This window comes from Streptomyces sp. NPDC004435, from assembly GCF_042873895.1.
Lineage (GTDB): Bacteria > Actinomycetota > Actinomycetes > Streptomycetales > Streptomycetaceae > Streptomyces.
Genome location: NZ_JBIAMB010000020.1, coordinates 70,374 through 96,868 on the forward strand (window position 1 = coordinate 70,374; position 26,495 = coordinate 96,868).

Sequence of the window (26,495 nt, forward strand, 5' to 3'; positions counted from 1 at the left end):
GCATCCGCGCAGGTGGGAAGGGGCCGAACGGCTGACGGAGGTCAGGTGCGCGCCGCTTATCGTACGCACGTTCGAAATGAGCTAGGGTGGTCGGTGGGGGTGGGAACGTCTGTACGAATACCGGTGCGGGAAGCACCGCCGGAGCAGGAACGCGGGAGGTGCGCCATGACGGGCTTCACCCATCTGCACGCCGCCTCGGGCCACTCCCTCCGGTACGGCGCCTCCCACCCCGCCGCCCTCGCCGCCCGCGCCGCCGAGCGGGGCCTGGACGCCCTCGCCCTGACCGACCGCGACAGCCTCGGGGGCGCGATCCGCTTCGCCAAGGCGTGCGAGAAGGAGGGCGTCCGCCCCCTCTTCGGCGTGGACCTCGCCCACGAACCCCTGACCGCCCCGGCCGGCGAGCCGGGCGACGGGCTCACCTCCGCCCGCCGGGTCCCCGTGCGCGGCGGCGCCTTCGTCGACGAGTCCGCGCCCCGGGCCGTCTTCCTCGCCCGCTCCCGGGCCGGCTGGGCCTCCCTCTGCGCCCTCGTCACCGCCGCCCACGCCCGGACCGGGGAGGACCGCCGCCCGCTGCTGCCCGCCTCCGCCGACCCCGGCACCGGCCTCTTCGTCCTGCTCGGCCCCGACTCCGACGTCGGCCGCGCCCTCGCCGCCGGCCGCCCCGACCGCGCCGCCCGGCTGCTCGCCCCCTGGCGCGACCGGTACGGCGACGCGCTCCGCCTCGCCGCCGTCGACCACGGGCGCCCCGGCGCAGGCCCCGGCTCCCTGCGGCTCGCCGCCCGCACCGTCGGCCTCGCCGCCGAACAGGGCGTCCCGCCCGTGCTCACCAACGCCGTCCGCTACGCCGACCCCGGCCAGGGCCCGGTCGCCGACGTCCTCGACGCCGCCCGCCGGCTCGTCCCCGTCGACCCCCGCAAGGGCCTCGACAGCGGCGAGGCGTGGCTCAAGGACACCGCCGCGATGACCGCCGCCGCCGAGCGGATCGTCGAGGCCGCCGGCTTCCGCCCCGACGCGGCCCGCCGACTGCTCGACCGGACCGCCGAGACCGCCGCCGGCTGCCTGGTCGACCCCGAGGACGACCTCGGCATCGGCTCCGCCCACTTCCCGGAGCCGCACCTCGTCGGCGCCGAGCACCGCACCGCCCAGCGCGTCCTCGCCTCCCGGGCCGCCGCCGGCATGGTCCTCAAGGGGTACGAGAAACGGGGCGCCTACTGGGACCGGATGCACCGCGAGCTCGACATCATCGCCCACCACGGCTTCGCCACCTACTTCCTGACGGTCGCCCAGGTCGTCGACGACGTCCGCTCCCTGGGCATCCGGGTCGCCGCCCGGGGCTCCGGCGCCGGCTCCCTCGTCAACCACCTCCTCGGCATCGCCCACGCCGACCCCGTCGAGCACGGCCTGCTCATGGAGCGCTTCCTCTCCAAGCGCCGCACCGCCCTGCCCGACATCGACGTCGACGTCGAGTCCGCCCGCCGTCTGGAGGTCTACCGGGCGATCATCGGCCGCTTCGGCGCCGAACGGGTCGCCACCGTCTCCATGCCCGAGACCTACCGGGTCCGCCACGCCGTCCGGGACGTCGGCGCCGCCCTCTCCCTCGACCCCGCCGAGACCGACCGGATCGCCAAGGCCTTCCCGCACATCCGCGCCCGGGACGCCCTCGCCGCCCTCGACGAACTCCCCGAACTGCGCGAACTCGCGGGCGAACGCGAGAAGTTCGGACGCCTCTGGGAGCTGGTCGAAGCCCTCGACGCGCTCCCGCGCGGCATCGCCATGCACCCCTGCGGAGTGCTCCTCTCGGACGCCTCGCTGCTCACCCGCACCCCCGTGGTCCCCACCAGCGGCGAGGGCTTCCCCATGTCCCAGTTCGACAAGGACGACGTGGAGGACCTCGGACTGCTCAAGCTCGACGTGCTCGGCGTGCGGATGCAGTCCGCGATGGCCCACGCCGTCGCCGAGGTCGAACGCGCCACCGGCACCCGCCCGGACATCGACGCGGTCCCGGCCGGCGACCCCGACACGTACGCCCTGATCCGCTCCACCGAGACCCTCGGCTGCTTCCAGATCGAGTCCCCCGGCCAGCGCGACCTGGTCGGCCGGCTCCAGCCCGCGACCTTCCACGACCTCGTCGTGGACATCTCGCTCTTCCGCCCGGGACCGGTCGCCGCCGACATGGTCCGCCCCTTCATCGAGGCCCGGCACGGCCGCGCCCCCGTCCGCTACCCCCACCCCGACCTGGAGGAACCCCTGCGCGAGACGTACGGCGTGGTCGTCTTCCACGAGCAGATCATCGAGATCGTCCGGATCATGACCGGCTGCGACCGGGCCGAGGCCGACCAGGTGCGGCGCGGGCTCTCGCACCCCGAGTCGCAGGGCCGGATCAAGGCGTGGTTCGCCGAGCTGGCGAAGCGCCGGGGGTACGCGGACGAGGTCGTCGCCCGCACCTGGGAGATCGTCGAGGCGTTCGGCTCGTACGGCTTCTGCAAGGCGCACGCGGTCGCCTTCGCCGTGCCCACCTACCAGTCGGCCTGGCTCAAGGCCCACCACCCGGCCGCCTTCTACGCCGGGCTGCTCACCCACGATCCCGGCATGTACCCCAAGCGGCTGCTGCTCGCCGACGCCCGGCGGCGCGGGGTGCCGGTGCTGCCGCTGGACGTGAACCGGTCGGCGGTCGCCCACCGTATCGAACTGGTGTCCGATGAGCCTCCGGTGTGGGGGCTCCGGCTCGGCCTCACCGACGTCCACGGCATCAGCGAGGCCGAGTCCGCCCGCATCGAGACCGGCCGCCCCTACGCCTCCCTCCTCGACTTCTGGGAACGCGCCCGCCCCGCCAGGCCCGTCGCCGAACGCCTCGCCCAGGTCGGCGCCCTCGACGCCTTCGGCGCCAACCGCCGCGACCTCCTCCTGCACCTCACCGAACTCCACCGCACCCAGCGCGGCGCCGCCTCCTACGGCGGCCAACTGCCCCTCGCCAAAGGCCGCAAGACCGCCCCCGTCGGCCTGCCGGACCTCGACGAGTCGGAGCGCCTCAGCGCCGAACTCGGCATCCTCGGCATGGACGCCTCCCGCCACCTCATGGGCGACCACCACGCCTTCCTCCGCGAACTCGGCGTCGTCTCCGCCGAGCGGCTGCGCTCCACCCCCCACGGCCGGACCGTCCTCGTCGCGGGCGCCAAGGCCGCCACCCAGACCCCGCCGATCCGCTCCGGGAAACGCGTCATCTTCACCACCCTCGACGACGGCACCGGCCTCGTCGACCTCGCCTTCTTCGACGACGCCCACGAACGGTGCGCCCACACCGTCTTCCACTCCTGGCTGCTCCTGGTCAGGGGCGTGGTGCAGCGGCGCGGCCCGCGCAGCGTCAGCGTCGTCGGCGCCGCCGCCTGGAACCTCGCCGAACTGGTCGAACTGCGGTCCGCCGGCGGCCTCGACGCGGTGGGGGAGCGGCTGTCCGAGCAGCGCGTGCCCGAGCGGCCGGAGACCTCCGACGACGGGCGCCGGATCCGCATGGAGACCGGCTACGAGATGAACCCCTGGGCCGACCTCCGGCCCGCCGGGGACGGCGCCGCCACCCCCGCGCGCAAGCTCTGGCACAGCAGCCCGGGGAGCGCCGGATGATCCTCTGCGTACGCTTCGGCCCGGAGGCGGGGGAGGCGCTCCTGCCCCGACTGGTCGACCTGCTGGGCGAGTTCACCCCCGTCGTGGAAGCCGCCCCGCCCCACGAGGCGCTCGCCGACGTGCGCGGCGCGCTGCGCTACTTCGACCGCACCCCCGCCGAACTCGCCGCCGTGATCCGCGTCCGCGCCCTCGCCCTGTACGGCGTCGACTGCGTCATCGGCGCCGGGCCCAACCCGATGCTCGCCCGCATGGCCGCCCGCGAGGCCCGGCCCGGCCTCACCCTGACCGTCGACGACCCGGAGGCCTTCCTGCGCGACCGCCCCGTCGTCGCGCTCGACGGCGTCGGCCGCGCCACCGCCCACACCCTCTGCGGCTACGGCCTCGACTCCGCCGGACGCGTCGCCGACGCCCCGCTCGCCGTGCTCCAGCGGCTCGTCGGCGCCAAGGCCGGCCGCGAGCTGTGGGAGCGTGCCCGGGGCATCGACCGCACGCCCGTCGTGCCGAACGCCGCCGCCCGGGCCCTGGCCGCCGAGCGCTCCTTCCCGTACGACGAGACCGACCGCACGGAACAGCGCCGGGCGCTGCTCTCGCTCGCCGCCGAACTCGGCACCCGGCTGCGGACCGGGAGCCAGGTCTGCCGGTCCCTCGCGCTCACGGTGCGGTACGCCGACCGGAGCACCACGAGCCGGAGCCGTACGCTGCCCGAACCGACCGCCCACACCGCGGCGCTCACCGCTCTCGCGTACGCGCTCCACGACTCCCTCGGCCTCCAGCGGGCCCGGGTGCGGGGTGTCGCGCTGCGCGCCGAGGGCCTGGGGCCGGCCGGACGGGCCTCGCACCAGCTCACCTTCGACCCGGCGGACGAGAAGGCCCGGCGGATCGAGGCGGTGGCCGACCGGGCCCGCGCCAGGTTCGGTCCGCGCGCGATCCTCCCGGGCTCGCTGGCCGCCTGAACGGCCCCCCTACCAGGAAAGTCTGACGACACGCCAGTTTTTACCGACGCGTAACTTCCCAGCCGGTAACACCCGTGCGTAACGTGGCCGAAGCGCATCCCCACTTGTGGTCCGGGCCGCAGGGCACAGCACCCCCACCATCCCCTTGAGCCGCAAGGAGATCCCCCGATGCTGCCCCGGAACCCCTGGAAGAACCTCACCAGAGCGCTGTCCGTCCTGCTCCTGACGGTCGCCGCGGTCCTCGCCCCCACCGCCACCGCCCAGGCCGCCCCGAGCCGGGGCTGGAACGACTGGTCCTGCAAGCCCTCCGCCGCCCACCCGCGCCCGGTCGTCCTCGTCCACGGAACCCTCGGGAACTCCGTCGACAACTGGCTGGCCCTCGCGCCCTACCTGGTGAACCGCGGCTACTGCGTCTACTCGCTCGACTACGGCCAGCTGCCGAACGTGCCCTTCTTCCACGGCCTCGGCCCCATCGAGAAGTCCGCCGGCCAGCTCGACGTCTTCGTCGACCGGGTCCTCGCCGCCACCGGCGCCCCCGAGGCCGACCTCGTCGGCCACTCGCAGGGCGGCATGATGCCCCGCTGGTACCTCAAGTTCCTCGGCGGGGCCGAGAAGGTGAACACGCTCGTCGGCATCGCCCCCGACAACCACGGCACCACCCTGCTCGGCCTCACCAAGCTCCTGCCGTACTTCCCCGGCGCCGAGGACCTCATCAAGGCGACCACGCCGGGCCTCGCCGACCAGATCGCCGGCTCCGCCTTCCTCACGAAGCTCAACGAGGGCGGCGACACCGTGCCCGGCGTCCGCTACCACGTCATCGCGACCAAGTACGACCAGGTCGTCACGCCGTACCGCTCGCAGTTCCTCTCGGGGCCGAACGTCACCAACGTCCTCATCCAGGACAAGTGCGCCCTCGACCTCTCCGAGCACGTGGCCATCGGCACGGTGGACCGGGTCACCTTCCACGAGGTGGCCAACGCCCTCGACCCGGCCCGCGCCACCCCGACCACCTGCCTGTCGGTGATCGGCTAGCACCGGGGCCCAGCCCCGCGCCCGGTCCCGGTCCCGAGCCTGGCCTCAGGCCCGGTGCCGGCGCCGGTCTCAGCCCCGGCGGGTCCGCCGCCGGGTCGCGCCGAACAGCACCGCCGCCCCGGCCGCCAGCACGCCGGCCCCGCCCAGCGCGAGGTACGGCGTGAGGGCGTCACCACCGGTCTCGGCGAGCTCCACGGACTCGCCGGCGCCGGCGGCGACGGGCGCGTTCGACGCGGTCGCGGTCGCGGCGGGCGTGCCCGCCGGGGCGGCCTCCGACTCCTCCGCGGCCGGCTCCGGCTGCGTCTCCGCGGACGGCCGCCCGGTCGGCTCGGGCGCCGCCTCCGTGACCTCCGCCCCCGTCGAGGCGTCGTGGTCGCCGTGCCCGCCGTGCTCGACGGAGGACTCGTCCTTCCCGTCCTCGATCTGACCGTCGCTCGGGGCGGAGGCGGACGGCGCCGCCCCGCCGTTGTCGGCGCCGAACACCACGTCGGAGCAGGTGTAGAACGCCTCGGGGGAGTCGGACCGCTGCCAGATCGAGTAGATCAGGTGCCGGCCCGACTTCTTCGGCACCGTCCCCTCGAAGACGTAGTCGCCGTTCTGCATCCCGGGGTCGGTCACCGTCACGAACGGCTGCGCCTCCAGGTCCGACCACTTCAGCGGCTTCGACGGGTCGTAGCCGTCCTTCGTCACGTACAGCTCGAACGAGCCCTTGTGCGGCGCCGTCCCCTTGTACCGGAAGGTGTGCTTGCCGGACGCCAGCTTCGACGCCGGCCAGTCCGCCCGGGCGAGGTCCAGGCCCCGGTACTTGTCGTTGCCGGCGCTGCACAGCTTCCCGTCCGCGATCAGCTGCCGGTGCTGCCCGGCCGCGTTCGCGATGTTCACCGCGTTCCAGTCGTAGAACGCCTGCGTCCCGCTCGCCGCCACCGCCGCCTTGCACGCGGCCGACGACGGAGACTCGGGCCCCTCCGCGTAACAGGCCGCCACCCGGCTCACCGGATCGGTCATCGAACCGTGCGCGAAGGCGGGGGCGCCGGCGAGCCCGGCGAGGACCAGAGCGGTGGTGGCGACAGCGACCGTACGACGAGACGTCATGGGGGGAACACTCCTGGAACGAGGGTGGTGTGGGGGGTGGTGCCCCGCACGCTAGCCCCAGAGATCCCCGAAGAAGCGCCCGGAGAAGGCGAGATGGCGATTCTTAGGGTCGCTTTAAGGTCCTCGAAAGAGCCCCCTCAGGAACGGGCCGCCTCACCCCGCCGGCCGGTACCTCCGCTCCGGGCGCCCCGTGCCCCCGTAGCGGAGGGTCACCTCGGCGCGGCCCGTGGCCGCGAAGTGCTCCAGATAGCGCCGGGCGCTGACCCGCGAGAGCGAGCCCGCCTCCGCGCACTCCGTGGCCGACAGGCCCTCCGGATGGGCCCGCAGGATGCCCCGCACCAGCTCCGCCGTGTGCGCCGCGAGCCCCTTCGGGAGCTCCCGGGAGCCCCGCGGCCGGGTGCCGAAGATCTGGTCCACGTCCTCCTGCCGCGCCTCGTCCAGGCCGTCCAGCCGGGTACGCAGCGAGGCCACGTGCCGCAGCTGCTCGTGGAGCGCCGCCTGGTTGAAGGGCTTGATCAGGTAGTGCAGCGCGCCGGCCCGCAGCGCCGCCCGGACCATCCCCGCGTCCCGGGCCGCCGTGATGAACAGCGCGTCCATCGCCAGGCCCGCCCCGCGCAGCTCCCGCAGCACCCCGATGCCGTCCATGTCCGGCAGGAAGATGTCCAGGAGCACCAGGTCGGGACGCAGCCGGTGGGCGGCGCGCAGCGCCTCCGCGCCGGTGTGCGCGACACCGACGACGGAGAAGCCCGGCACGGCCGACACATAGCGGCTGTGCAGCTTGGCCACCATGAAGTCGTCGTCGACCACCAGCACCTTCGTCACGCCGGACACGGTAGGTCGCGACCACAAGGACCACAACGTCCGTTGGTTGCGGAAGAGCGACAGCTTCCTCACACGCGGGCAACATGTGGCCCACTTCACTTCTCCCGGGCCCGTCCCGGAACCCACCCCACCATCGAGAGGCGGCTGCGTTGCGTCTTCGCACCCCCTTCGCCCTGCTCGGGGCGGCGCTGCTGGTGCTCGTCGGGCCGCCGCTGCTCACCCCGGGCAGCGCCTCCGACACCGGCACCGACATACCCGGCCTGCGGTTCATGGTCCCCAACACTCCCGGCGGCGGTTACGACATCACCGCCCGCACCGCGGCGAAGAACGCCGAGGAGGCCGGTCTCACCGGCGACATCGAGGTCTTCAACCTGCCCGGAGCGGGCGGCACCGTCGGCCTCACCCGGCTCGTCGGCGAGCGCGGCGACGGCCGGGTCGCCATGTCGATGGGGCTCGGTGTCGTCGGAGCCGTCCACACCAACAAGACCCCCAGGACCCTCGCCGACACCACCCCGATCGCCCGGCTCACCGAGGAGCAGGACATCGTCGTGGTCTCCAAGGACTCCCCGTACCGCACCGTCCAGGAGCTGCTCGCCGCCTGGAAGAAGGAGCCCGGCAAGCTGCCCGTCGGCGGCGGTTCCTCGCCCGGCGGCCCCGACCACCTCGCCCCGATGCTGATGGCCCAGGCCGCCGGCATCCCGCCCAGGGAGGTCAACTACATCCCCTTCGACGGCGGCGGCGAACTCCTCGCCTCCATCCTCGGCGACAAGGTCGCCTTCGGCGTCTCCGGCGTCGGCGAGTACCTGGACCAGATCAAGGCAGGCGAGCTGCGCCTGCTCGCCGTCACCGGCGCCGAGCGGGTCCCCGGCCTCGACGCCCCCACCCTCCGCGAGGCCGGCCTCGACACCGAGTTCACCAACTGGCGCGGCATCGTCGCCCCGCCCGGCCTCACCGACGCCGAGCGGGACAAGCTCGTCACCCTGGTCACGAAGCTGCACGACTCGCCCCAGTGGCGCGAGTCCCTGAAGACCCACGGCTGGACCGACGCCTTCCTGCCCGGCGAGGAGTTCGGCGCCTTCCTCACCGAACAGAACACCCGCGTCGACACGGTGCTGAAGGAGCTCGGACTGTGACCACCCCGCCGCCCCCCTCGCCCCAGGACCGGCCCCACGACCGGCTCAAGGACCGGCCCCAGGACCGGCTCAAGGACCGGCTCAAGGACCGCTCCGAGCTCGGCGTCAGCGCCCTGCTGCTCCTCCTCGGCGTCCTCGTCCTCACCGACGCCCTCACCCTCGACGTCGACCTCACCGCCCGCGGCCCCGTCGGCCCGGCGACCGTCCCCCTCGTCGTCGGCTGCGGCCTCCTCGTCGTCGCCGTCCTCCTCGCCCTCGACGTGCTCCACGGCGGCCGCGGCGAGGCCGAGGGCGGCGAGGACATCGACCTCGACGCCCCCGCCGACTGGCGCACCGTCCTGCTCCTCGTCGGCGTCTTCCTCGGCTTCGCCGTCCTCATCGGCCCGCTCGGCTTCCCGGTCTCCGGCGCCCTGCTCTTCTGGGGCGCGGCCTACGCCCTCGGCAGCCGCCACCCCGCCCGCGACCTGCTGATCGCGGCCGTCCTCTCCCTCCTCACCTACGGCGTCTTCGACCGCCTGCTGGGCGTTCCGCTGCCCGGCGGGCCGCTGATGGGAGTGCTCTGACCCATGGAATCCCTCAACTCCCTGATGGACGGCTTCGGGACCGCCCTCACCCCGGTCAACCTGCTGTGGGCCGCCGTCGGCGTGCTCCTCGGCACCGCGATCGGCGTGCTGCCCGGCATCGGCCCCGCCATGGCCGTCGCCCTGCTCCTCCCGGTGACGTACGGCCTCGAACCCACCGGCGCCTTCATCATGTTCGCCGGCATCTACTACGGCGCCATGTTCGGCGGCTCCACCACCTCGATCCTGCTCAACACCCCCGGCGAGAGCGCGGCCGTCGTCGCCGCCATGGAAGGCCACCCGATGGCCAAGGCCGGGCGGGGCGCGCAGGCGCTCGCCGCCGCCGCCATCGGCCACTTCACCGGCGGCATGATCGGCACCGTCCTGCTCGTCGCCCTCGCCCCCGCCGTCGCGGCGCTCGCCGTCGACATCGGCGCCCCCGACTACTTCGCCCTCATGGTCCTCGCGTTCATCGCCGTGACCTCGGTCCTCGGCTCCTCCCGGATCCGCGGCGTCGCCTCCCTGCTCATCGGCCTCACCATCGGCCTGGTCGGCCTCGACCAGCTCACCGGCCAGCAGCGGCTCACCTTCGGCTCGCTCCAGCTCGCCGACGGCATCGACGTCGTCATCGTCGCGGTCGGCCTCTTCGCCATCGGCGAGGCCCTCTGGGGCGCCGCCCACCTGCGCCGCACCGCGGGCCGGCCCGTCCCGGTGGGCCGCCCGTGGCTGGGCCGCGAGGACCTGCGGCGCACCTGGAAGCCGTGGCTGCGCGGCCCGTTCATCGGCTTCCCGTTCGGCGCGATCCCGGCCGGCGGCGCGGAGATCCCGACCTTCCTGTCGTACGTGACGGAGAAGCGGCTCTCGAAGCACAAGGACGAGTTCGGCAAGGGCGCCGTCGAGGGCGTCGCGGGACCCGAGTCGGCCGCCTCCGCCTCCGCCGCCGGCACCCTCGTCTCCATGCTGACCCTCGGCCTGCCGACGACCGCCGTCGCCGCGGTGATGCTCGCCGCCTTCCAGCAGTACGGCATCCAGCCGGGACCGCTGCTCTTCGAGCGGGAGCCCGAGCTGGTGTGGGGCCTCATCGCCTCGCTCTTCGTCGGCATGGTGCTGCTGCTCGCGCTCAACCTGCCGCTCGCGCCCGTCTGGGCGAAGCTGCTGCGCATCCCGCGCCCGTACCTCTACGCCGGCATCCTGTTCTTCGCCGCCGTCGGCGCGTACGCGGTCGGCGGCGAGGCCCTCGACCTCGTCGTCCTCCTGGTGGTCGGCCTCCTCGGCCTCGGCATGCGCCGCTACGGCCTGCCGGTGCTGCCGGCGGTCATCGGCGTCATCCTCGGCCCGGCCGCCGAGCAGCAGCTCCGCCGCGCCCTCCAGATCAGCGACGGATCCTTCACCGGGCTGGTGAACACCCCGTTCTCGGTATCCGTCTACGCGATCGTGCTGCTCCTGCTGGTGTGGCCGTTCCTGCGGAAGGCGGTGGCCCGCGAGCGGACCGAGGCGTGAGCGCCGGGGGCGTACGACGATACGACGGTAGGGGCGAGACCCGGCCAACGCGCCGATGAAGGAGTGAGTTTCGGACAACGGGCGGCGGGATCCGGTATCCCTGGCGGGCGTAGTCTCCCCCCACCTCGAAGGGACACCCCCCCCATGCGCGTCCGACTCGTCCTCGCCGTCACCGCCCTCGTCGCCGCGGCCGCCGCCCCCCTCGCCCACGCGGGAGGGGCGGACGGCCGCACGGTCGATCCGGCCGGACGGTTCGCGGACCTGCTCACGGTCGACCGGGCCGGCCTCCTCGGCGCCGACGGCACGGTCACCCTCTCCGGCACCTACCGCTGCCTCGACGACAGCGCGGGCCCGGTCCTCGTCGGCTCCACCCTGCGTCAGCAGGACCGTTCCGCCGGAATCGGCGGCACCCGCGCGGTCTGCGACGGCGCCCTCCACACCTGGACCAACACCGCGGTGGTGAAGGACCCCGCCTACCAGCCCGGCGACGCCCGCGTCGAGGCCACCCTGATGCAGCTCACCGCCCAGGGCGGCCTCCCCACCCCCGGCTTCCTCGCCGTCGAGGAGGCCCCGGTGACCCTCGCCTAAGGGTCTCCCCCCCCGGATCCCGCCGGCCCAGCAGTTCCTCCCGGGTCAGACGGCGGGGGCGGTCCGGCCGAGCAGGGCCACCAGGCCGTGCCGGCCCAGCCGTTCGAGCTCGTCGAGAGCGGCCACGGCCCGCCCGGCCGCCTCCGGATCGGCGGCGGCGAGACCGCTCGCCGCGAACTCGTCCTCGTCGAGCCGGAGCACCTCGCTGCCGTCCGCCGACACCCACAGGTCCAGGTCCAGGTCCTCGACCGTCACCCCGGCCGCCCCGAACTCGGCCGGCCGGGTGATGTCGCAGTACCAGCCCTTCAGCCGGCCCTCCGCCGACCACACCTCCTTGACGGTGAACCAGCGGTCCGTCCAGTAGTGCTCCACGAAGACGTCACCCGGCTCGAAGCGCACGAACCCGAAGTCCCGCACCCCCTCCGCCGCCCACGGCGCCCGCACCGAGAGCCGCGTCGCCGTCTCCGCCACCACCTCGGCGGGATAACGGATCTTCAACCGCCCCGCCTTCCACAACGCCACCTCAACCGAGCGTCCTGACATACCGCACCTCCGTCGCGTCGACCGTGTACCCGAACCACTCGTTGATCGCCAGCATCGGCCCGTTCCCGGCGTCGTTGCCGGTGAACGCCTCCGTGCAGCCCGCCGCCCGCGCCCGGTGCAGCGACGCGTTCTTGGCGAGCTTCGCCAGACCGCGCCCGCGGAAGGCCGGGGCCGTCCCCGTCATCCCCGAGGAGTACCGGCCGAGCCCGTCGGTCCGCGCGGCGCTGAACGCGGCCGGCACCCCCTCCACCACCGCCACCACCGTCAGCGAACGGGCGTGCAGCGGATGGCTCCAGGTGGACTCCAGCCAGTGCGGGTAGTCGTCCAGCTCCGCCTTCACGTCGCCCGGCTCGTCGGCGGTGGTCGCCGCGTCCAGCTCGAAGAGCGGACGCGGATCCGCCGCGAACTCCTCGGCGGACACCAGCTCGACGCCCGCCGGCGGCTCCTGGAGCGGCGGCAGCCCCGCCGTCAGGTCCAGCCGCAGGAAGTGCGCCGACCGGCTCGGCGCGTACCCCCGCCGCTCCGCGAAGGCCCGGTTCTCCGGGCCGTCGAGGATCCAGCTGTAGAGCGCCGTCGCCCCCCGCTCGACCAGGTGCTCCTCGGCCGTGCGGACCAGCAGCGCCCCCGCGCCCAGCCCCCGACGGGCCGGATCCACGTACACGTTGAGGCTTCCGATGCCGGGCTCCGGGGAGTCGTGGGCGAGGGACACCTGAGCGGTCCCGATCACCTCGCCCTCCTCGGTCACCGCCACCAGCGGCCGGTCGTGGGACTCGGGGTGAGCGTGCGCCCAGTCGAAGACCACCTGCTCCGCGGTGGCGAGCATGCAGGGGAGGGCCGCGCGGCGGACGCGGGCGAAACCCTCGGCGTCCTCGGGCCGTACGTCACGGACGATCACAGTCATGGGGCCGCACGCTACGGCCGGGGCCACGCCGCCGCCTCCCATTTTCCGGTGGGGTGGGGGCAGAATCGGGTGGGTGACACTGACACTCGCCGTGGACCACCAGTCCACCACCGCCCCCTACGAACAGCTGCGCGCCCAGATCTCGGAGCGCGCCCGGTCGGGAAGACTCCCGGTCGGCTACAAGCTGCCCACGGTCCGGGGACTCGCGGAGCAGCTGGGGCTCGCCGCGAACACGGTCGCCAAGGCGTACAAGGCCCTGGAGTCGGACGGGGTCATCGAGACCCGCGGCCGGCACGGCACCTTCGTCGCGGCGGCCGGCGACGCCGCCAGCCGGAGGGCCGCCTCCGCGGCCGCCCAGTACGCCGAGGAGGCGTACCGCCTGGGCCTCACCCGGGACGAGGCCGAGGCCGCCGTGCGGGACGCGCTGCGGGCCGCGTACGACTCCGAGTGAGACGACGGGTCCGTCCGGGAGCTCCGGCGGACCCGTCACGGCTCACAGATACAGCCCGGCCGCCGGGGTGCGCTGCTCCGGAAGCTCGGCGGGGGAAGCGCCGCGCCGCAGCGCGAACAGCTCCGCCAGCGTGGCGCCCCCGGACGGCACCCCGTCCTCGCGGCTCAGCCAGGCCACCGACTCGGCCCGGGTCAGCGGCCCGACCTCGATCCGCGCCAGGCAGCGGCCGGGGCGCACGATGGCCGGGTGGAGCCGCTCCAGGTCCTCGTTGGTGGTGAGGCCCACCAGCACGTTCCGCCCCTGGCCGAGCAGCCCGTCGGTCAGGTTGAGCAGCCGGGAGAGCGCCTGGCCAGTGGCCTCCTTCGCCCCGCCCCGGATCAGCTCGTCGCAGTCCTCCAGGAGCAGCAGCCGCCACCGCTCCTTCTCGGTGCCGTCGTCCTCGCCGATGGCGATGTCCATCAGGTACCCGATGTCGTTGAAGAGCCGCTCGGGGTCGAGCACGCAGTCCACCTGGCACCACTCGCGCCAGGAGCGGGCGAGGGTGCGCAGCGCGGAGGTCTTGCCGGTGCCGGGCGGGCCGTGCAGCAGCAGGAGCCGGCCCGTGACGTCCTCCGGCGTCAGCTTCATCAGCCGGTCCATCGACTCGGCGACCGGCGCCGTGTAGTTGGGGCGGGCCTCTTCCCAGGTGTCCGCGCTGATGGGGCGGGTCATCCGGCGCGGCCCGCGCTGCGGCGCCAGGTACCAGAAGCCCATGGTGACGTCCTCGGGCTCCGGCTCGGGCTCGTCCTTGGCACCGTCGGTGGCCTCGGCGAGGATTCGCGCGGCCAGCTCCGGATCGGTCGCCGTCACGGTGACGTCGGCGCGGTGCTTCCAGCGGGAGGACAGGATCGTCCACCCCTCGCCCTCGGCGAGGACGGAACTGCGGTCCTCCTCCTTGGCCCCCCACAGCACGCGGGCGCCCGGCGGCAGCAGCGTCGCGTCGGACCGGGCCCGGTCCAGGGTGAGGCCGTGCGCGTGCGGCTGCGACCCGGTCGTGAACCGGTCGAGGAAGAGCGCGTCCATGACGTCGCTCGGCGAGTCGCTGTCGTCGAGGTTGACCACGACCGGCAGCGGCTCGCGCGGCCCGGGCGGTACGGCGGGGGTGTCTGGCATGTCGCCATGATCCACCGCACGCCCGGGCCGCGCACCGGGTTTTGCCCCGGCGGACCGCGCTCCTCCCCCGAGGATCAGATCCAGTGCCCGCGCACCGCGCCGCGGGCCCGGCGGGCGAGGGCGTACCCCTTCGTCAGGACCCGGTCGGCGGCGAAGTCCCGGGCGACGGAGCTTCCTTCGACGTGGCGGACGAACTGCTCGACCGTCGTGGAGCGGCGCACGGTCACCCGCTCCAGGGCGTACGGCCCCTGGCGGCGCCGGGCGAGCGCGTTGCCGACCGCGAGGGCCTGGGTGAAGCCGGCCTCCCGGACGGTGGTCCGCACCCGCCGGCTGGAGTAGCCGTAGGGGTAGGCGAAGGAGTCCGGCGCGGTGCCGAGCTCCTCGCCGACCAGCTCCCGGCAGCGCAGCGCCTCGAACCGCAGCCGCCGCGCGTCGAGCTGGTCCAGTTGCGGGTGGCTGTGGCTGTGCCCGCCGATCTCGGTGCCGGCGGCGGCGAGCTCGCGCACCTGCTCCCAGCTGAGCATGGCGTCGAGTTCGCCGCCGGTGGCGTGCCGGCCGGGCAGCCAGCCGCTGGTGACGAAGACGGTGCTCACGAAGGAGTGCTTGGCGAGCACCGGCAGGGCGTACCGGTGCACGCCCTCGTAGCCGTCGTCGAAGGTGACGAGCACCGGCCGCGCGGGCAGTTCCGCGCCGGTGCGCCAGGCCGCGGCGAGCGCGGCGGTGGTGACCGGGGCGAAGCCCCGCTCGGCCAGGACGTCCATCTGCGCGGCGAACGCCTCGGGGGTCACGGAGAGCCCGAGCGTCGCGGGCGCGGGATCGGGGGCGACCGCGTGGTACATGAGGATCGGTACCGGAGCGGGTACGGGAGCGGGTACGGGTGCGGACGGCGGCGCGGGTACGGCGGCGGACGGCGGCGCGGGTACGGCGGCGGGGGACGCGCTCACGCGACCGCCTCCTTCGTACCGGCGTCCCGGTCCTCCCCGGGGACGCCCTCCGGGGTGATCGGCCCCCAGGAGAACGAGGGGGAGTGGCCGCGGCGGGCGCGGAGCGTGCCCAGGGCGTAGCCCCCGGCGGCGAGCGCCACGCCCGTGACGATGGCCCCGGCCCGGCCCGCGCCGCCCGGCCGGCCGAGCAGGGTGTCCCGCACCCCGCGCAGGACGCCGGCGGGGAGCACCCGGCTGGTGTAGCGCCGTTCGGACTCCAGGCCCTTGCCCGCGCCGACGCTCTGGGCGACGAGGGCCTTGGACAGGCCCTCGGCGTAGACCCGGGTGCGGAAGTAGGCGAACCGCTCGCGGACGGCGGGCACCTTGTGGTGGATGACCGCCCGGTCGTCGATGAGCAGGACCGCGCCGGGCACCGCGCCGGCGAGCCGGATGCACAGCTCGGTCTCCTCGCAGCCGAGCGGTCGCCGGTCGCCGTCCCGCCCGATGCCGGTGGCGAATCCGCCGGCCGCGTCGAAGGCGGTGCGCCGGAAGGAGGCGTTGCCGCCGAGCACGTTGCGGACCCGCACGCGGCCCGGGGGCAGTCCCCGGTAGGTGCAGCCGACGACCCAGTCGAACTCCTCGGGGAACCAGACGGGCCGGCGGCCGGAGGCCCAGGCGGGCAGCGTGCGCCCGCCGACGGCGACGACCTCCGGGTCCCGGTAGCCGGCGGAGAAGTGGTGGAGCCAGTCCCGCTCCGCCACGGCGTCGTCGTCGAGGAAGGCGACGAACTCGCCGCGGGCGGCGGCGATCCCGGTGTTGCGGCCGGAGGAGAGGCCGCGGGGGCCCGCGTTGGCGAGCACCCGCACCTCCTCGCGGCTCCGCGCGTCCGCGTACTCCTCGGTGAGCCGGTCCAGGAGCCGCTCGTTGTGGTCGACGACGAGCAGGGTCTCCAGCGGGGCCAGCGACTGTTTCCGGACGGAGTCGACGGCGGCGAGGATGTCCCCCCACCGCTCCTCCGTGTAGACGCAGATCACCACGGAGAAGCGACCGGGGGTCGTGCGGTCGTTCAAGACACCTCTCCCCGGGGGACGTTCACGGAGAAGGCGGCGGGGCGGCGGAGCGCCCGGGCGGCCTTGGTGACGCGCTTCTCGCGGAGGATCACCTTGAGGACCCGGATGCCGTCGCGCACCGCGTTGAGGTTGCTGACGCCGTGGATCCGGAGGTATTCGTGGCTCGGGACCTCCTGCACCTTCAGGCCGGCCTTGACGACCCGGATGTTGATGAGGGTCTCGATCTCGAAGCCGGTGCAGTCGAGGGTGATCTTGTCGAGGCAGTGCTTCCAGAAGGCGTTGTAGCCGTAGCAGAGGTCGGTGTAGCGGGCGCCGAACTTCCGGTTGACGAGGGCGCAGAGCGCCCAGTTCCCGAGTCGGCGGATGCCGGTCATGTCGTCGGTGCCGCCGCCGTTGGCGAAGCGCGAGCCCTTGGCGAAGTCGGCGCCGCCGACGAGGGCGGAGACGTAGGAGACGATCTCCTGGCCGTCCGCCGAGCCGTCGGCGTCGACCATCACGATGATGTCGCCGGTGCAGGCGGCGAAGCCGCTGATCAGGGCGTCGCCCTTGCCCTTGCCGACCTGCTTGACGACCTTCACGTCGGGCCGGAGCCCGCGGGCCACCTCGACGGTGTCGTCCGTCGAATTTCCGTCGACGAGGACGACTTCGTGAATCCATTCCGGCAGCGACTTGAACACGTACGGAAGATTTTCCGCCTCATTCATCGCGGGAATGACGACGCTGACCGGCGGAGTGATCGCCAGATGCGAAGTGATGGCCCGGTACTGGGCCGCTATTCGACTCGGCTCGGTGAATTCATGGCCCGTGACGGCCGGGCGCAGGAACGAGCTCATGGTCGGTTTCCCTCTCGTCCGGTGGGCCGCCACCCCTGGGCGGCCCGATCGTGTGTCCGGTTCGAAAGGGGGGTTCTCGCCATCCCCGCACGGAAGCGATCTCCTTGCGGGATCGGTGAGTTGGCATGACTGGCCGCGCGGTACCCGCGACTCGGCGCACAGCGCACCGAGCACGGCACCCCCCTACCGCGCCCCGCTCCGGCGCCAACGGGACTACGGCGGCTCTCCCCTGAGCCGCCTTGCCGATGAACCGATGCGGGTGAGATGTACGACGGTATTGATGAATGGGACTGTATGGCAAGTGCCGCTTGTACGGCCCGGTTTCTGGCACTTTGACGAACAACTCGTGATCGAAAGCGCTGTCTTCCTGACCGGATTCGACCAATCCGTTTCCGCTATGAGGACAGAGGGGGTGCGCCGCCCTCCTGTGGAGGGTCGGGCGGGTGGGGCGTGTCACATCCGGACAGAAGCGGGAGCGGATCCTCCGGTTCCCCGAATGGCCGGAAAGTGCCCATTTCTGAGGAGGCATCACCCGCTCCCCGGAGGCAACTTTGACATGAACACTTCCGGTGGGGCGGATCCGATGCTACTTCCTGGTAGCGCAGAGATCCTGCTACAGGGAGGTTTCATGAAACTGTCGCGCATCGCGGCCTTCGCGTCCTCGCTCCTGCTCGGTTCCGTCCTCGCCCTCACCGGGGCGGGAGCCGCGCAGGCCGCCGAGAGCGCCGCCGTCGACTACGTGGCCCTCGGCGACTCGTACTCCTCCGGCGTCGGTGCCGGCAGCTACGACAGCGCCAGCGGCGACTGCAAGCGCTCCACCAAGGCGTTCCCGCGCCTCTGGGCCAACGCCAACTCCCCCTCCTCCTTCGCCTTCACGGCCTGCTCCGGCGCCGTCACGACCGACGTCACCGGCAAGCAGCTCGGCCCCCTCTCCTCCGCCACCGACCTCGTCTCGATCACCATCGGCGGCAACGACGCGGGCTTCGCCGACGTCATGACGACCTGTGTGCTCCAGTCGGAGACCACCTGCGTCAATCGGGTGAACCAGGCGAAGGGATACGTCGACTCGACCCTGCCCGCCCGGCTCGACGCCGTATACAACGCCATCCGGGCCAAGGCCCCGGCCGCCCGGGTCGTCGTCCTCGGCTATCCGCGCTTCTACCAGCTCAACGGATCCTGCGTCGCCGGACTCAGCGAGAACGAGCGCAGAGCCATCAACGGCGCCTCCGACCACCTCAACGCCGCGGTCGCCAAGCGCGCCGCCGACCACGGCTTCGCCTTCGCCAGTGTGGTGACGGCCTTCACCGGCCATGAGATCTGCTCCGGCTCCGCCTGGCTGCACAGTGTCAACTGGCTCAACATCGGGGAGTCCTACCACCCGACGGCCGCCGGCCAGTCGGGCGGCTACCTGCCCACGTTCAGGAACGCGGCGTAGCGGCGGATCCCCCCACCTCCGCACCCGTACCCGCGGCGCCGGGAACGGCGGGAGCGTTGCTCGACGCCCCGCCCCCGCCCGGACCGGCGCCCGGACCCTCGTCCCTGACGGCCTGCCAGACCAGCGCCGCCACGATCACCAGCAGCCCCGCGATCCCGGCCGCGATCACCGTGCTCCTGCGGGGCCGCCGCCGCACGCCGGAGCGCGCGGGCTCCTCCGTACGCGCCCCGCGCACCCCCGCGGAGCCGTCGTGCTCCCGATGCTCCGACCGCTCCCGATGCCCCGGCCCGCGCTCCGGCACGTCCGCAGATCCGTCCGCCGGCGCGCTCCCGTGGGGCCGCCCCCCGGTCCCGGCCACCCGCTCCAGCTCCCGTACGGCCCCGGCCCGCACCGCCGCGTCCCGGCCGGCCAGCCCCCCGGCCACCGGCGCCAGCGGCCCCGACCGCGGATCCGCCACCATCCCGCCGAGCAGCGCGCCCAGCGACCGCAGGTCCTCCTCGGGCCCCGGCGGCGGCGCGTCCGGCGCCGAGGTCCCGGTGGCCACCCCGGTCACCACCACCCGCCCGTCGTTCGCGAGCAACACCCGGTCCGGGGCGAGCCCGCGATAGGGGACACCGGCCTCCCGGGCCGCCCGCAGCGCCGCCAGCACCCCGAGCGCCACCCGCGCCGCCTCCCGGTCCGGCAGCGGCCCGTCCGCCTCCAGCGTCTCCGCCAGGGTCAGCCCGCGGACCAGCTCCATCACGATCCACGGCCGGCCCCGCTCCACGGCCACGTCGTACACCTCGGCCACGCCGGGATCCCTGATCGCCTCCGCGGCCCGCGCCTCGCGCTCCACCCGCGCGTACAGCAGCCGCTCCTCCGCCTCGGGCGTCCCCGGCGGGGCGTGCACCTCCTTGACGGCCACCTCGCGGCCGAGCGCCTCGTCCCTGGCGCGCCAGACGATCCCCGCCGCGCCCTCGGCCAGGGCGTCCAGCAGCCGGTAACGGCCCGCGATCAGCGTCATGGACCCACGGTAGCCGCGCCCCCGCCGGGTGGCGACCCACTCGAACGGTCCTCGGTGGCGTAGATCACACCGGCCTCCGGGGCCGCAGGCGGGCGGCCGGGGTGCAGGATGGTTCATGACGGTTCGGCAGGTGTTCGAACCCTGTCCAACTCGCCCTGGAATCAGATGGATTCGTAGAGTGACCGTCAACCCCCGTACGAGTGCAGTCGATCCGGACGGCGGGATACACGGGTGTCACTGTGGGGCGATAGGGTTAACCTGCCCGGGCCGGGTGCCCTCGTACGGGTGGGGAGTGACATGGAACAGATAACGATGCGAAGCAGGCCGCGTGTGCCTGCCATCACCTGCGGGAGCAGCGCGACCAGTTCGCGTCTCGACCGCCATCTCGCGGTGCTCGGCGGACCCGCCGTGCCGCAGCGCGACGTGGCCGAGGCGACCCTGCTGATGCGGGAACTGACGACGCGTCGCCACGAGGCGCCGGCCCAGAGCGGCCACGCCGGCCGTGCGCGGGTCTCGCTCTTCGCCCCGCTCCGCCGTCTGCGCCGCACCCTCTTCGGCGCCCGTCACTAGCCGTTCCGCCGCGCGCCGCGTCCCCGACGCGGTCCACCGGCGGGCCCGCAGCCCGAATGCCACCCGCACACCGAGAGCGCCGGACGCGTCCCCGCCCGTCCGGCGCTTCGTCGTACCCGCACCCGGGTCCCGGTCAGGCGATCACGCCCGCCGCCCGCAGCTCCTTCGTCTCCGCCGCCCCGACGCCCAGCTCCGCGAGGACCGTGTCGGTGTGCTCGCCGAGCGCCGGGATCCCGCCCATCGGCGCCTCCGGGGAGCCGGGGAAGCCGATCGGCGGCAGCAGCGACGGCAGCGGTCCGACGGGGGAGTCCACCGGGCGCCAGCGGTCCCGGGCGGCGAGCTGGGGGTGGTCCACCAGCTCCGCCACCGAGTTGAGCCGGGCGCAGGCGATGCCGGCCGCGTCCAGGCGCCGTACCGCCTCGTCCGCGGGCAGCGCGCCGAGCGCCGCACCCACCGCCGCGTCGGTCGCAGCCCTGCCCTCGACCCGGGCCGCGTTGGTCGCGAACGCCGGGTCACCGGCGAGTTCCGGCCGCTCCAGGACCTGTTCGGCGAGCCGCCGCCACTCCCGGTCGTTCTGCACGGACAGCAGCACCAGTCCTCCGTCCGCCGTCGGATAGGCGTCGTAGGGCGCGATCACGGCGTGCGCGAGCCCCGTGCGCGCCGGGGCCGTACCTCCGTGCGCCCCGTGGTGCAGCGGGTGCCCCATCCACTCCGCGAGCGCGTCGAACAGCGAGACCTCCACCGGCCCGCCCCGGCCCGTCGTGCCGCGCCGGACGAGGGCGGCGAGGACGCCCGCGTACGCGTACATCCCGGCCGCGATGTCGGCGGCCGGGATGCCGGACTTGACGGGCTGTCCGGGGGTGCCGGTGACCGAGACGAGCCCGGTCTCGCACTGCACGAGCATGTCGTACGCCCTCCGGTGGGCGTAGGGGCCGTCCGGCCCGTACCCGGAGACGTCGACGGCGATCAGCCTCGGGTGCGCGGCGCAGAGGGTGGCCGCGTCGAGGCCGAGCCGGGCCGCCGCCCCGTGCGCGAGGTTCTGCACGAAGACGTCGGCGTCCGCCACGAGCCGCCCCGCCAGCTCCCGTCCGCGCGGCTCCTTCAGGTCGACGGCGACCGACTCCTTGCCGCGGTTGCACCAGACGAAGTGCGAGGCCAGGCCCCGGGCGGCGGTGTCGTAGCCGCGGGCGAAGTCGCCGCCGTCGGGGCGCTCGACCTTGATGACCCGCGCGCCGAGGTCGGCGAGCTGGCGGGTGGCGAAGGGGGCGGCGACGGCCTGCTCGACGGAGACGACGGTGATCCCGTCCAGGGGGAGGGGCTGAGTGCTCATGCCCGTCTGCCTACCGCGCCCGGACGGGCCCTGTCATCAGGAGCAGGCTCACACCACCGGCTCAGCGGCGCGCGTACCGCCGGACGGCGAGCGGGGCGAAGACCGCGATCAGGCCGAGGGACCACAGCAGGGAGCCGGCGACCGGATGCGCGACGGGCCAGGCGGCGCCGGCGGGCGCGGAGGCGTTGCCGAGGAGCTCGCGCACGGCGGTGGTGACGGCGGAGATCGGGTTCCACTCGGCGACCGTGCGCAGCCAGCCGGGCATCCCGTCGGTCGGGATGTACGCGTTGGACAGCAGCGGCAGCATGAACGTGGCGCTGCCGAGCTGACCGGCCGCCTCCTCGCTCTCGGAGGCCAGGCCGAGCAGGATGCCCACCCAGGTCGCGGCGAGACGGAAGAGCAGCAGCAGCCCGAGGGCGCCGAGCGCCGCCGGCGCGGAGCCCTCGATCCGCCACCCCATGGCGAAACCGACCAGGACCAGCGGCACCGTGCCGACCGCGCAGACGACGAGGTCCGCGACGGCCTGCCCGAGGGGGACGGCGGCGCGCCCCACGGGCAGGGTCAGGAACCGGTCGGTGACGCCCCGGTGGGTGTCCTGGGCCGCCTGGAACATGCCGGTCATCAGCCCGCCCGCGGCGGTCGCGACCAGCAGGCCGGGGACGAGGAAGGAGCGGTACTCGGCGCCCGGCATGGCGAGGGCGCCGCCGAGGACGTACCCGAAGAAGAGCAGGAAGACGATCGGCATCGTCTGGGTCATGACGGCGATGGCGGGGGCGTGCCGGATCCGCCGGAGGTGCCGGCCGACCATGGCCGAGCCTTCGAGGGCGAGGGCGTTCACGCGACGGTCTCCTTCCGTCCGGTGAGGCGCAGGAACACCTCGTCGAGGGTGGGCGGACGCAGTGAGGCGTCGACGATGTGGATCCCGGCGGCGTCGATCTCGCGGACCAGCCGGGGCAGGGTGAGGGTGGGGTCGGTGGTGACCGCGCCGACCGTGCGGCGCTCGGCGTCCAGGACCGGGGTCGAGCCGGTCAGCCGGTCGAGCACCGCGGCGGCGGGTTCCAGCGGACCCGGACCGGCGAGGACCACCTCGGCCCGGCTGCCCACCAGCGCCTTCAGCCCGGCGGGGGTGCCGCGGTGGGCCGCCCGGCCGTCCTCGACGAGGACGATGTCGTCGGCGAGCCGGTCCGCCTCCTCCAGGTACTGGGTGGTGAGCAGCACGGTGGTGCCCTGGCCGGCGAGCGCCCGGACGGCGTCCCAGACGGCGCCCCGGCTGCGCGGGTCGAGGCCGGTCGTCGGCTCGTCGAGGAAGAGGACCGAGGGTCGGGCCAGCAGGCTCGCCGCGAGGTCGAGGCGGCGCCGCATGCCGCCGGAGTAGGTGCGGACGAGCCGGTTCCCGGCCCCGTCGAGGCCGTACTCCTCCAGGAGTTCGTCGGCGCGGGAGCGCGGCAGGCGCAGGAGCCGGGCGAAGAGGCGCAGGTTCTCGGCGCCGGTGAGGTCCCCGTCGACGGAGGCGTACTGGCCGGTGACAGCGATCCGCCCGCGCACCCCGGCGGGATCGCGGACCAGGTCGTGGCCGGCGATCCGGGCGCTCCCGGCGTCGGGCGCGAGGAGCGTGGTGAGGATCCGGACGGCGGTGGTCTTGCCGGCGCCGTTGGGGCCGAGGAGGCCGCAGACCGTGCCCTCGGGTACGGCGAGGTCGAGCCCGCGCAGCGCGTGGACCTCGCCGTACCGCTTCTCCAGACCCTCACTAAGTACAGCGTACGTAGTAGTCATGGCGGCACCGTACCTCACTACGTACGGTGTACGTAACTACGATGGGGGGCGAGGTGATGAGATGGCGGGCCGAGCGGCCGAACCCGAAGTGATCTGGGCGCGCCCCGAGCGTGCGGGCCGCGGCCCCAAGCCCGCGTTCAGCAGGCAGGACGTGGTCGCCGCCGCCGTCCGCATCGCCGACGCCGACGGCATCGACGCGCTCTCCATGCGCCGCGTCGCCGCCGACCTCGGCTGCGGCACCATGTCGCTGTACAACTACGTCCCCCGCAAGGAGGACCTGTACGAGCTGATGGTCGACGCGGTCAGCGCCGAGTACGCCTTCCCGGAGCGGCCCAGCGGCGACTGGCGGTCCGACATGACCGGCCTGGCCCGCCAGACCCGCGCGATCATGCACCGCCACCCGTGGCTCTCCCGGGTGATGACGACCGCCTACGGCTTCAGCCCGCACGCCCTGCGCTACCTGGAGTGGTGCCTCGGCTGCCTGGAGCCCCTCGACGTGCCCGGCGGGCTGAAGATGCAGCTCATCGCCATGGTCAACGGCACGGTGATGGCCACCGTCCGCAACGAACAGGCCATCGCCGAACGCGCCCGGGGCCTGCCCTGGTCCGAGGAGGAGGAACAGGCCGTGCGCGGCGCCTACCTCAGCGGTCAGGTGGCCACCGGACGCTACCCGCGCCTCGCCGCGCTGCTCGCCGAGTCCGCCGCCCCCGCCGACGCGGACGAGATCTTCACGATGACCATCGCGCGGCTGCTGGACTCCTTCGCGGCGGCGGGACCGGCGGGACCGGCGGCACCGGCGGCCCCGGCGGCCCCGGCGGGAGGGGGCGAAGGGGCCGGAGGGGCCGACGGGGCTGGAGAGGTCGACGGGACCGACGGGGCCGGTGGGGCCGGAGCGGCCGACGTGGCTGGCGGGGCCGGTGGGGCCGTCACACCAGCATGAACTGGCCCTCCGGGCCCTCCTCCTGATGGTCGAGCACCGAGGCGGGCCGACGCGCCCGGTCCGGCACCGGCAGCACCCCGGCCGCGCGCAGCGCCGAACGGCCGGGCCCGCCGCCCGCCGTGAACGGCGCGCGCTCCGCCTCGCGCGCGCCGAGCAGCGCCAGCACCGTGACCAGGTCGAGGAGTTGGGAGGTCCACTCCTGCGGCCAGGCGGAGGGACCGATCGCCTCCAGGGTGCCCGGTTCGGCGGGCGCGGTACGGCGGGCGAACCACTGCTCCAGGACCCGCACCCCGCCCACCCGGTACTCCCAGGCCGCCTCGGGAACCGGCGAGATCCGGCCCTCGCCGACGCTCAGGACCTCACCCTCGGAGTCGTACGCCAGCGACTCCGGGCGCGGCGGGAGCGCCGCCCGCACATAGGGACGGCGCCCGCCCGGCAGCCGCGGCCGCGTCCCCGTCAGCGCGCCCCGCAGCTGGACGTCCAGCAGCTCCCGCCCCAGCGCCACGCCCGCCGCCCACACGGCCGGGTCGGCGGGCAGCGGCACCCGGCAGCCGGCGGGGGAGGGGACCGCCGCCGCGACGGTCCAGGCGAGCCACCGCACCGGGTCGGCGTCCCCGTACCGCTCGCGCAGGAAGCCGGGCAGCCCCGGCGCCAGGTTCGGCTCGGCGCCGCCCGGGCGCCGGAACAGCGGCCGGATCCGGCCCGGCCGGCCCGCCGGGGACCGCCCTTCCGGCAGGGCCCCGCTCACGAGCAGCGCCGGCCCCGCCGCCCCCGGGACCTGCCCCTGCTCCACCGCGAAGAGCTGCGGATCGCCCGCCACCCGCCACAGCTCGGGGCGGGCGGTGTCGATCAGCCGGTGGTCGGGGAGGAGCCACTGTTCGTCGAAGGGTCCGGCCAGCACCCGCACCGGCTCGGGGCAGGGCCCGCTCTCGCGGGCGAACCGGCCGGTCCCGGTCCGCTGCCCCGGCAGCGCCGCCACCGCCGTACCCGTGGTGCGCGCCCGGCTCGGCCGGAACAGCGCCTCGCGCTCACCGCCCTCCGCGGCGACCAGCCGGTCCCAACGCCGCCGCAGCGTCCGCGCGTCGGGCGCCACCACCCACGCCCGCCCGAACCGCAGCGGCGCCACCGACCACGGCATCAGCTCGTCCAGGAGGGGGATGTCGTCGGCGTCCGTCACGCCCCGCATGCTAACGAGCGCCGTCCGTACGGGGCCAGCGCGCCGATGGGCACCGGTCAGCGGCGGGGCTCGGGGAGAGCCGCCGGTTCGCGCGGTGTCAGCTCCTCGAAAAGGCGGCGGTACACCTCGGGGTCCCGGTCGAAGTCCGCCTCGGAAGCGAGGGCGGCCCGTTCGGGGTCCTGGCCCCGGAGCAGGTCGACGGAGGTCTGCGCGAACCGCTCCTGGAGGCCGTCCCGTTCGGCTTCGGCGAGCAGCCGGCGCAGTTCGGCGACGGCGGTCTCGGCCGCGGCGCGGGCGGCGGGCCCGGACCGGAGCCTGTTCCGCAGCCCGGCCGCGGGGGCGGCCTCCTCCAGCAGCACCGCCAGCCGGTCCGAGAGCTCCTGCGCCGCCTGGGCCGTCCGCCGGCTCTCCGGCCCGGCCTCCCGCAGCACCCACAGGGCACGGACCAGTTCGGGGTCGGGCACCGCGCCGAACTCCGCCTGCCGTCCGGCACCCCGTGCCGCCTCCATCGCCCGCGCGTGGTCCCGGGCGGTCCACCCCGCCGCCTCGGCCAGTGCGGCGGCACGGCGCACAAGCCGTGCCTCCACGCCGAGGGTGCGGGGAAGGGCCCGGAGGTTCCCGCCCACCAGCCCTACCGCGATGGCCAGGATCCCCAGCGCCAGGACGGTCCCGCCGGGGTCGCCGTCGTTCTCGAACTTCACCCCCGCGTCGAGATCCTCCAGGTCCCCCTGGTCCGGACCCTCCGTGTACATGAACCCGGACTCCCACCCGTAGCCGTGGCTGCCGCTGTAGTTCGGGGCCTTGAGGCGGTCGCTCCGGGTGGGGTCGCAGCGGTGGGGCTCCTCCCGGACCCTCTGCGCGTACGGGTCGCTCCACTGGACCCGGCAAGTGCCGTCGGGCTTCTCCTCGACCACCGTGAGGTCGATCTGGCGCGTCGCGACGAGCTCCGGTTCCGGCCGGAGGATGGAGATGCCCACCCCGCACGCGAACAGCACGAAACCGAGCGTCACTACCCATCGGAAGAACGGCTTGTGTCTCATGTGATCCCCCCGGGCGAGTCTCTCCGACACGGGCGCGCGGGGGAACGGGGAAGCCG

Annotated in this window: 24 protein-coding genes and 1 pseudogene; 11 read left to right on the forward strand and 14 right to left on the reverse strand. The window is 74.4% G+C overall.

What is annotated here, in order from left to right; genetic code table 11:
* Positions 1 to 165: 165 nt before the first annotated feature.
* From ACFYT9_RS30370 to ACFYT9_RS30380, 3 genes are all read left to right on the forward strand, one after another.
* A complete protein-coding gene (locus ACFYT9_RS30370; RefSeq protein ID WP_389168958.1) occupies positions 166 to 3,618 on the forward strand; it encodes a DNA polymerase III subunit alpha in 3,453 nt (1,150 codons plus the stop codon).
* The gene (locus ACFYT9_RS30375; RefSeq protein ID WP_389168960.1) at positions 3,615 to 4,571 is read left to right on the forward strand and encodes a hypothetical protein; all 957 of its coding nucleotides are present in this window, start codon (positions 3,615 to 3,617) and stop codon (positions 4,569 to 4,571) included. The genes ACFYT9_RS30370 and ACFYT9_RS30375 overlap by 4 nt, the downstream gene beginning before the upstream one ends.
* A gap of 168 nt (positions 4,572 to 4,739) precedes the next feature.
* A complete protein-coding gene (locus tag ACFYT9_RS30380; RefSeq protein WP_389168962.1) occupies positions 4,740 to 5,603 on the forward strand; it encodes an esterase/lipase family protein in 864 nt (287 codons plus the stop codon).
* Positions 5,604 to 5,672: 69 nt separating this feature from the next.
* Here the strand turns inward: ACFYT9_RS30380 and ACFYT9_RS30385 are convergent, their stop codons facing one another.
* The gene (locus ACFYT9_RS30385) at positions 5,673 to 6,695 is read right to left on the reverse strand and encodes a lytic polysaccharide monooxygenase (RefSeq protein ID WP_389168963.1); all 1,023 of its coding nucleotides are present in this window, start codon (positions 6,693 to 6,695) and stop codon (positions 5,673 to 5,675) included.
* 153 nt (positions 6,696 to 6,848) lie between these two features.
* Positions 6,849 to 7,517 carry a response regulator gene (locus tag ACFYT9_RS30390; protein WP_376602302.1) on the reverse strand — a complete coding sequence of 223 codons (669 nt, stop codon included), beginning with the start codon at positions 7,515 to 7,517 and terminating at the stop codon, positions 6,849 to 6,851.
* A gap of 149 nt (positions 7,518 to 7,666) precedes the next feature.
* Between ACFYT9_RS30390 and ACFYT9_RS30395 the strand changes: the two genes are divergently transcribed.
* The 4 genes from ACFYT9_RS30395 to ACFYT9_RS30410 all read left to right on the forward strand — a co-directional run bounded on the left by ACFYT9_RS30395 (position 7,667) and on the right by ACFYT9_RS30410 (position 11,298).
* Complete coding sequence (locus ACFYT9_RS30395) at positions 7,667 to 8,650, forward strand: Bug family tripartite tricarboxylate transporter substrate binding protein (RefSeq protein ID WP_389168965.1); 984 nt, start codon at positions 7,667 to 7,669, stop codon at positions 8,648 to 8,650.
* Positions 8,651 to 8,763: 113 nt separating this feature from the next.
* On the forward strand, positions 8,764 to 9,213 hold the full coding sequence (locus ACFYT9_RS30400; RefSeq protein ID WP_389169038.1) for a tripartite tricarboxylate transporter TctB family protein: 450 nt from the start codon (positions 8,764 to 8,766) through the stop codon (positions 9,211 to 9,213).
* A 3-nt stretch (positions 9,214 to 9,216) separates the two neighbouring features.
* Positions 9,217 to 10,710 carry a tripartite tricarboxylate transporter permease gene (locus ACFYT9_RS30405; RefSeq protein ID WP_389168967.1) on the forward strand — a complete coding sequence of 498 codons (1,494 nt, stop codon included), beginning with the start codon at positions 9,217 to 9,219 and terminating at the stop codon, positions 10,708 to 10,710.
* A gap of 144 nt (positions 10,711 to 10,854) precedes the next feature.
* Positions 10,855 to 11,298 carry a DUF6299 family protein gene (locus ACFYT9_RS30410; protein WP_389168968.1) on the forward strand — a complete coding sequence of 148 codons (444 nt, stop codon included), beginning with the start codon at positions 10,855 to 10,857 and terminating at the stop codon, positions 11,296 to 11,298.
* A gap of 45 nt (positions 11,299 to 11,343) precedes the next feature.
* On the opposite strand, the gene ACFYT9_RS30415 is transcribed toward ACFYT9_RS30410, so the two are convergent.
* On the reverse strand, positions 11,344 to 11,841 hold the full coding sequence (locus ACFYT9_RS30415; RefSeq protein ID WP_376602306.1) for a DUF402 domain-containing protein: 498 nt from the start codon (positions 11,839 to 11,841) through the stop codon (positions 11,344 to 11,346).
* Complete coding sequence (locus tag ACFYT9_RS30420) at positions 11,822 to 12,742, reverse strand: GNAT family N-acetyltransferase (RefSeq protein ID WP_389168969.1); 921 nt, start codon at positions 12,740 to 12,742, stop codon at positions 11,822 to 11,824. The genes ACFYT9_RS30415 and ACFYT9_RS30420 overlap by 20 nt, the downstream gene beginning before the upstream one ends.
* A gap of 73 nt (positions 12,743 to 12,815) precedes the next feature.
* Between ACFYT9_RS30420 and ACFYT9_RS30425 the strand changes: the two genes are divergently transcribed.
* The gene (locus ACFYT9_RS30425; protein WP_030494480.1) at positions 12,816 to 13,193 is read left to right on the forward strand and encodes a GntR family transcriptional regulator; all 378 of its coding nucleotides are present in this window, start codon (positions 12,816 to 12,818) and stop codon (positions 13,191 to 13,193) included.
* A gap of 42 nt (positions 13,194 to 13,235) precedes the next feature.
* On the opposite strand, the gene ACFYT9_RS30430 is transcribed toward ACFYT9_RS30425, so the two are convergent.
* The 4 genes from ACFYT9_RS30430 to ACFYT9_RS30445 form a co-directional block, all read right to left on the reverse strand.
* Complete coding sequence (locus tag ACFYT9_RS30430) at positions 13,236 to 14,345, reverse strand: DUF5925 domain-containing protein (RefSeq protein ID WP_389168970.1); 1,110 nt, start codon at positions 14,343 to 14,345, stop codon at positions 13,236 to 13,238.
* Between the two features lie 74 nt (positions 14,346 to 14,419).
* On the reverse strand, positions 14,420 to 15,184 hold the full coding sequence (locus tag ACFYT9_RS30435; RefSeq protein ID WP_389169040.1) for a polysaccharide deacetylase family protein: 765 nt from the start codon (positions 15,182 to 15,184) through the stop codon (positions 14,420 to 14,422).
* Between the two features lie 101 nt (positions 15,185 to 15,285).
* Positions 15,286 to 16,338, reverse strand: a complete 1,053-nt coding sequence (locus ACFYT9_RS30440) for a glycosyltransferase family 2 protein (RefSeq protein WP_387278898.1) — start codon at positions 16,336 to 16,338, stop codon at positions 15,286 to 15,288.
* Entirely contained in the window at positions 16,335 to 17,171 is an 837-nt protein-coding gene (locus ACFYT9_RS30445; RefSeq protein ID WP_376597458.1) for a glycosyltransferase family 2 protein, read from the reverse strand. Before ACFYT9_RS30445 ends, ACFYT9_RS30440 begins: the two co-directional genes overlap by 4 nt.
* Before the next feature lie 628 nt (positions 17,172 to 17,799).
* On the opposite strand from ACFYT9_RS30445, the gene ACFYT9_RS30450 reads away from it, so the two are divergent.
* The gene (locus tag ACFYT9_RS30450) at positions 17,800 to 18,606 is read left to right on the forward strand and encodes an SGNH/GDSL hydrolase family protein (RefSeq protein WP_376597460.1); all 807 of its coding nucleotides are present in this window, start codon (positions 17,800 to 17,802) and stop codon (positions 18,604 to 18,606) included.
* Here ACFYT9_RS30450 and ACFYT9_RS30455 read toward each other — a convergent pair.
* On the reverse strand, positions 18,590 to 19,609 hold the full coding sequence (locus tag ACFYT9_RS30455) for a protein kinase (protein ID WP_389168971.1): 1,020 nt from the start codon (positions 19,607 to 19,609) through the stop codon (positions 18,590 to 18,592). The two genes, ACFYT9_RS30450 and ACFYT9_RS30455, sit on opposite strands and share 17 nt — an antisense overlap.
* 297 nt (positions 19,610 to 19,906) lie before the next feature.
* Here ACFYT9_RS30455 and ACFYT9_RS30460 point away from each other — a divergent pair, with 297 nt between their 5' ends.
* The gene (locus ACFYT9_RS30460; protein WP_376597463.1) at positions 19,907 to 20,179 is read left to right on the forward strand and encodes a hypothetical protein; all 273 of its coding nucleotides are present in this window, start codon (positions 19,907 to 19,909) and stop codon (positions 20,177 to 20,179) included.
* 133 nt (positions 20,180 to 20,312) lie between these two features.
* Here the strand turns inward: ACFYT9_RS30460 and ACFYT9_RS30465 are convergent, their stop codons facing one another.
* The 3 genes from ACFYT9_RS30465 to ACFYT9_RS30475 form a co-directional block, all read right to left on the reverse strand.
* Positions 20,313 to 21,509, reverse strand: a complete 1,197-nt coding sequence (locus ACFYT9_RS30465; protein ID WP_387278893.1) for a CaiB/BaiF CoA transferase family protein — start codon at positions 21,507 to 21,509, stop codon at positions 20,313 to 20,315.
* Positions 21,510 to 21,570: 61 nt separating this feature from the next.
* On the reverse strand, positions 21,571 to 22,347 hold the full coding sequence (locus ACFYT9_RS30470; RefSeq protein WP_389168972.1) for an ABC transporter permease: 777 nt from the start codon (positions 22,345 to 22,347) through the stop codon (positions 21,571 to 21,573).
* Entirely contained in the window at positions 22,344 to 23,282 is a 939-nt protein-coding gene (locus tag ACFYT9_RS30475; protein WP_389168973.1) for an ATP-binding cassette domain-containing protein, read from the reverse strand. Before ACFYT9_RS30475 ends, ACFYT9_RS30470 begins: the two co-directional genes overlap by 4 nt.
* Before the next feature lie 61 nt (positions 23,283 to 23,343).
* Here ACFYT9_RS30475 and ACFYT9_RS30480 point away from each other — a divergent pair.
* Positions 23,344 to 24,057: pseudogene (locus tag ACFYT9_RS30480) on the forward strand (TetR/AcrR family transcriptional regulator); the annotation flags it as partial.
* 151 nt (positions 24,058 to 24,208) lie between these two features.
* Here the strand turns inward: ACFYT9_RS30480 and ACFYT9_RS30485 are convergent.
* Together ACFYT9_RS30485 and ACFYT9_RS30490 are read right to left on the reverse strand one after the other, a co-directional pair.
* Entirely contained in the window at positions 24,209 to 25,408 is a 1,200-nt protein-coding gene (locus ACFYT9_RS30485) for a type ISP restriction/modification enzyme (protein ID WP_389168974.1), read from the reverse strand.
* A 47-nt stretch (positions 25,409 to 25,455) separates the two neighbouring features.
* Complete coding sequence (locus ACFYT9_RS30490; RefSeq protein ID WP_389168975.1) at positions 25,456 to 26,394, reverse strand: hypothetical protein; 939 nt, start codon at positions 26,392 to 26,394, stop codon at positions 25,456 to 25,458.
* Positions 26,395 to 26,495: the final 101 nt, after the last annotated feature.

Coding starts and splice junctions, on each gene's coding strand:
- ACFYT9_RS30475 (WP_389168973.1), bottom strand. CDS start 23,282: ATGACTACTACGTACGCTGTACTTAGTGAGGGTCTGGAGAAGCGGTAC.
- ACFYT9_RS30455 (WP_389168971.1), bottom strand. CDS start 19,609: ATGACGCTGATCGCGGGCCGTTACCGGCTGCTGGACGCCCTGGCCGAG.
- ACFYT9_RS30420 (WP_389168969.1), bottom strand. CDS start 12,742: ATGACTGTGATCGTCCGTGACGTACGGCCCGAGGACGCCGAGGGTTTC.
- ACFYT9_RS30410 (WP_389168968.1), top strand. CDS start 10,855: ATGCGCGTCCGACTCGTCCTCGCCGTCACCGCCCTCGTCGCCGCGGCC.
- ACFYT9_RS30385 (WP_389168963.1), bottom strand. CDS start 6,695: ATGACGTCTCGTCGTACGGTCGCTGTCGCCACCACCGCTCTGGTCCTC.
- ACFYT9_RS30435 (WP_389169040.1), bottom strand. CDS start 15,184: ATGTACCACGCGGTCGCCCCCGATCCCGCGCCCGCGACGCTCGGGCTC.
- ACFYT9_RS30415 (WP_376602306.1), bottom strand. CDS start 11,841: ATGTCAGGACGCTCGGTTGAGGTGGCGTTGTGGAAGGCGGGGCGGTTG.
- ACFYT9_RS30460 (WP_376597463.1), top strand. CDS start 19,907: ATGGAACAGATAACGATGCGAAGCAGGCCGCGTGTGCCTGCCATCACC.
- ACFYT9_RS30370 (WP_389168958.1), top strand. CDS start 166: ATGACGGGCTTCACCCATCTGCACGCCGCCTCGGGCCACTCCCTCCGG.
- ACFYT9_RS30445 (WP_376597458.1), bottom strand. CDS start 17,171: ATGAGCTCGTTCCTGCGCCCGGCCGTCACGGGCCATGAATTCACCGAG.
- ACFYT9_RS30485 (WP_389168974.1), bottom strand. CDS start 25,408: ATGCGGGGCGTGACGGACGCCGACGACATCCCCCTCCTGGACGAGCTG.
- ACFYT9_RS30380 (WP_389168962.1), top strand. CDS start 4,740: ATGCTGCCCCGGAACCCCTGGAAGAACCTCACCAGAGCGCTGTCCGTC.
- ACFYT9_RS30405 (WP_389168967.1), top strand. CDS start 9,217: ATGGAATCCCTCAACTCCCTGATGGACGGCTTCGGGACCGCCCTCACC.
- ACFYT9_RS30450 (WP_376597460.1), top strand. CDS start 17,800: ATGAAACTGTCGCGCATCGCGGCCTTCGCGTCCTCGCTCCTGCTCGGT.
- ACFYT9_RS30375 (WP_389168960.1), top strand. CDS start 3,615: ATGATCCTCTGCGTACGCTTCGGCCCGGAGGCGGGGGAGGCGCTCCTG.
- ACFYT9_RS30465 (WP_387278893.1), bottom strand. CDS start 21,509: ATGAGCACTCAGCCCCTCCCCCTGGACGGGATCACCGTCGTCTCCGTC.
- ACFYT9_RS30430 (WP_389168970.1), bottom strand. CDS start 14,345: ATGCCAGACACCCCCGCCGTACCGCCCGGGCCGCGCGAGCCGCTGCCG.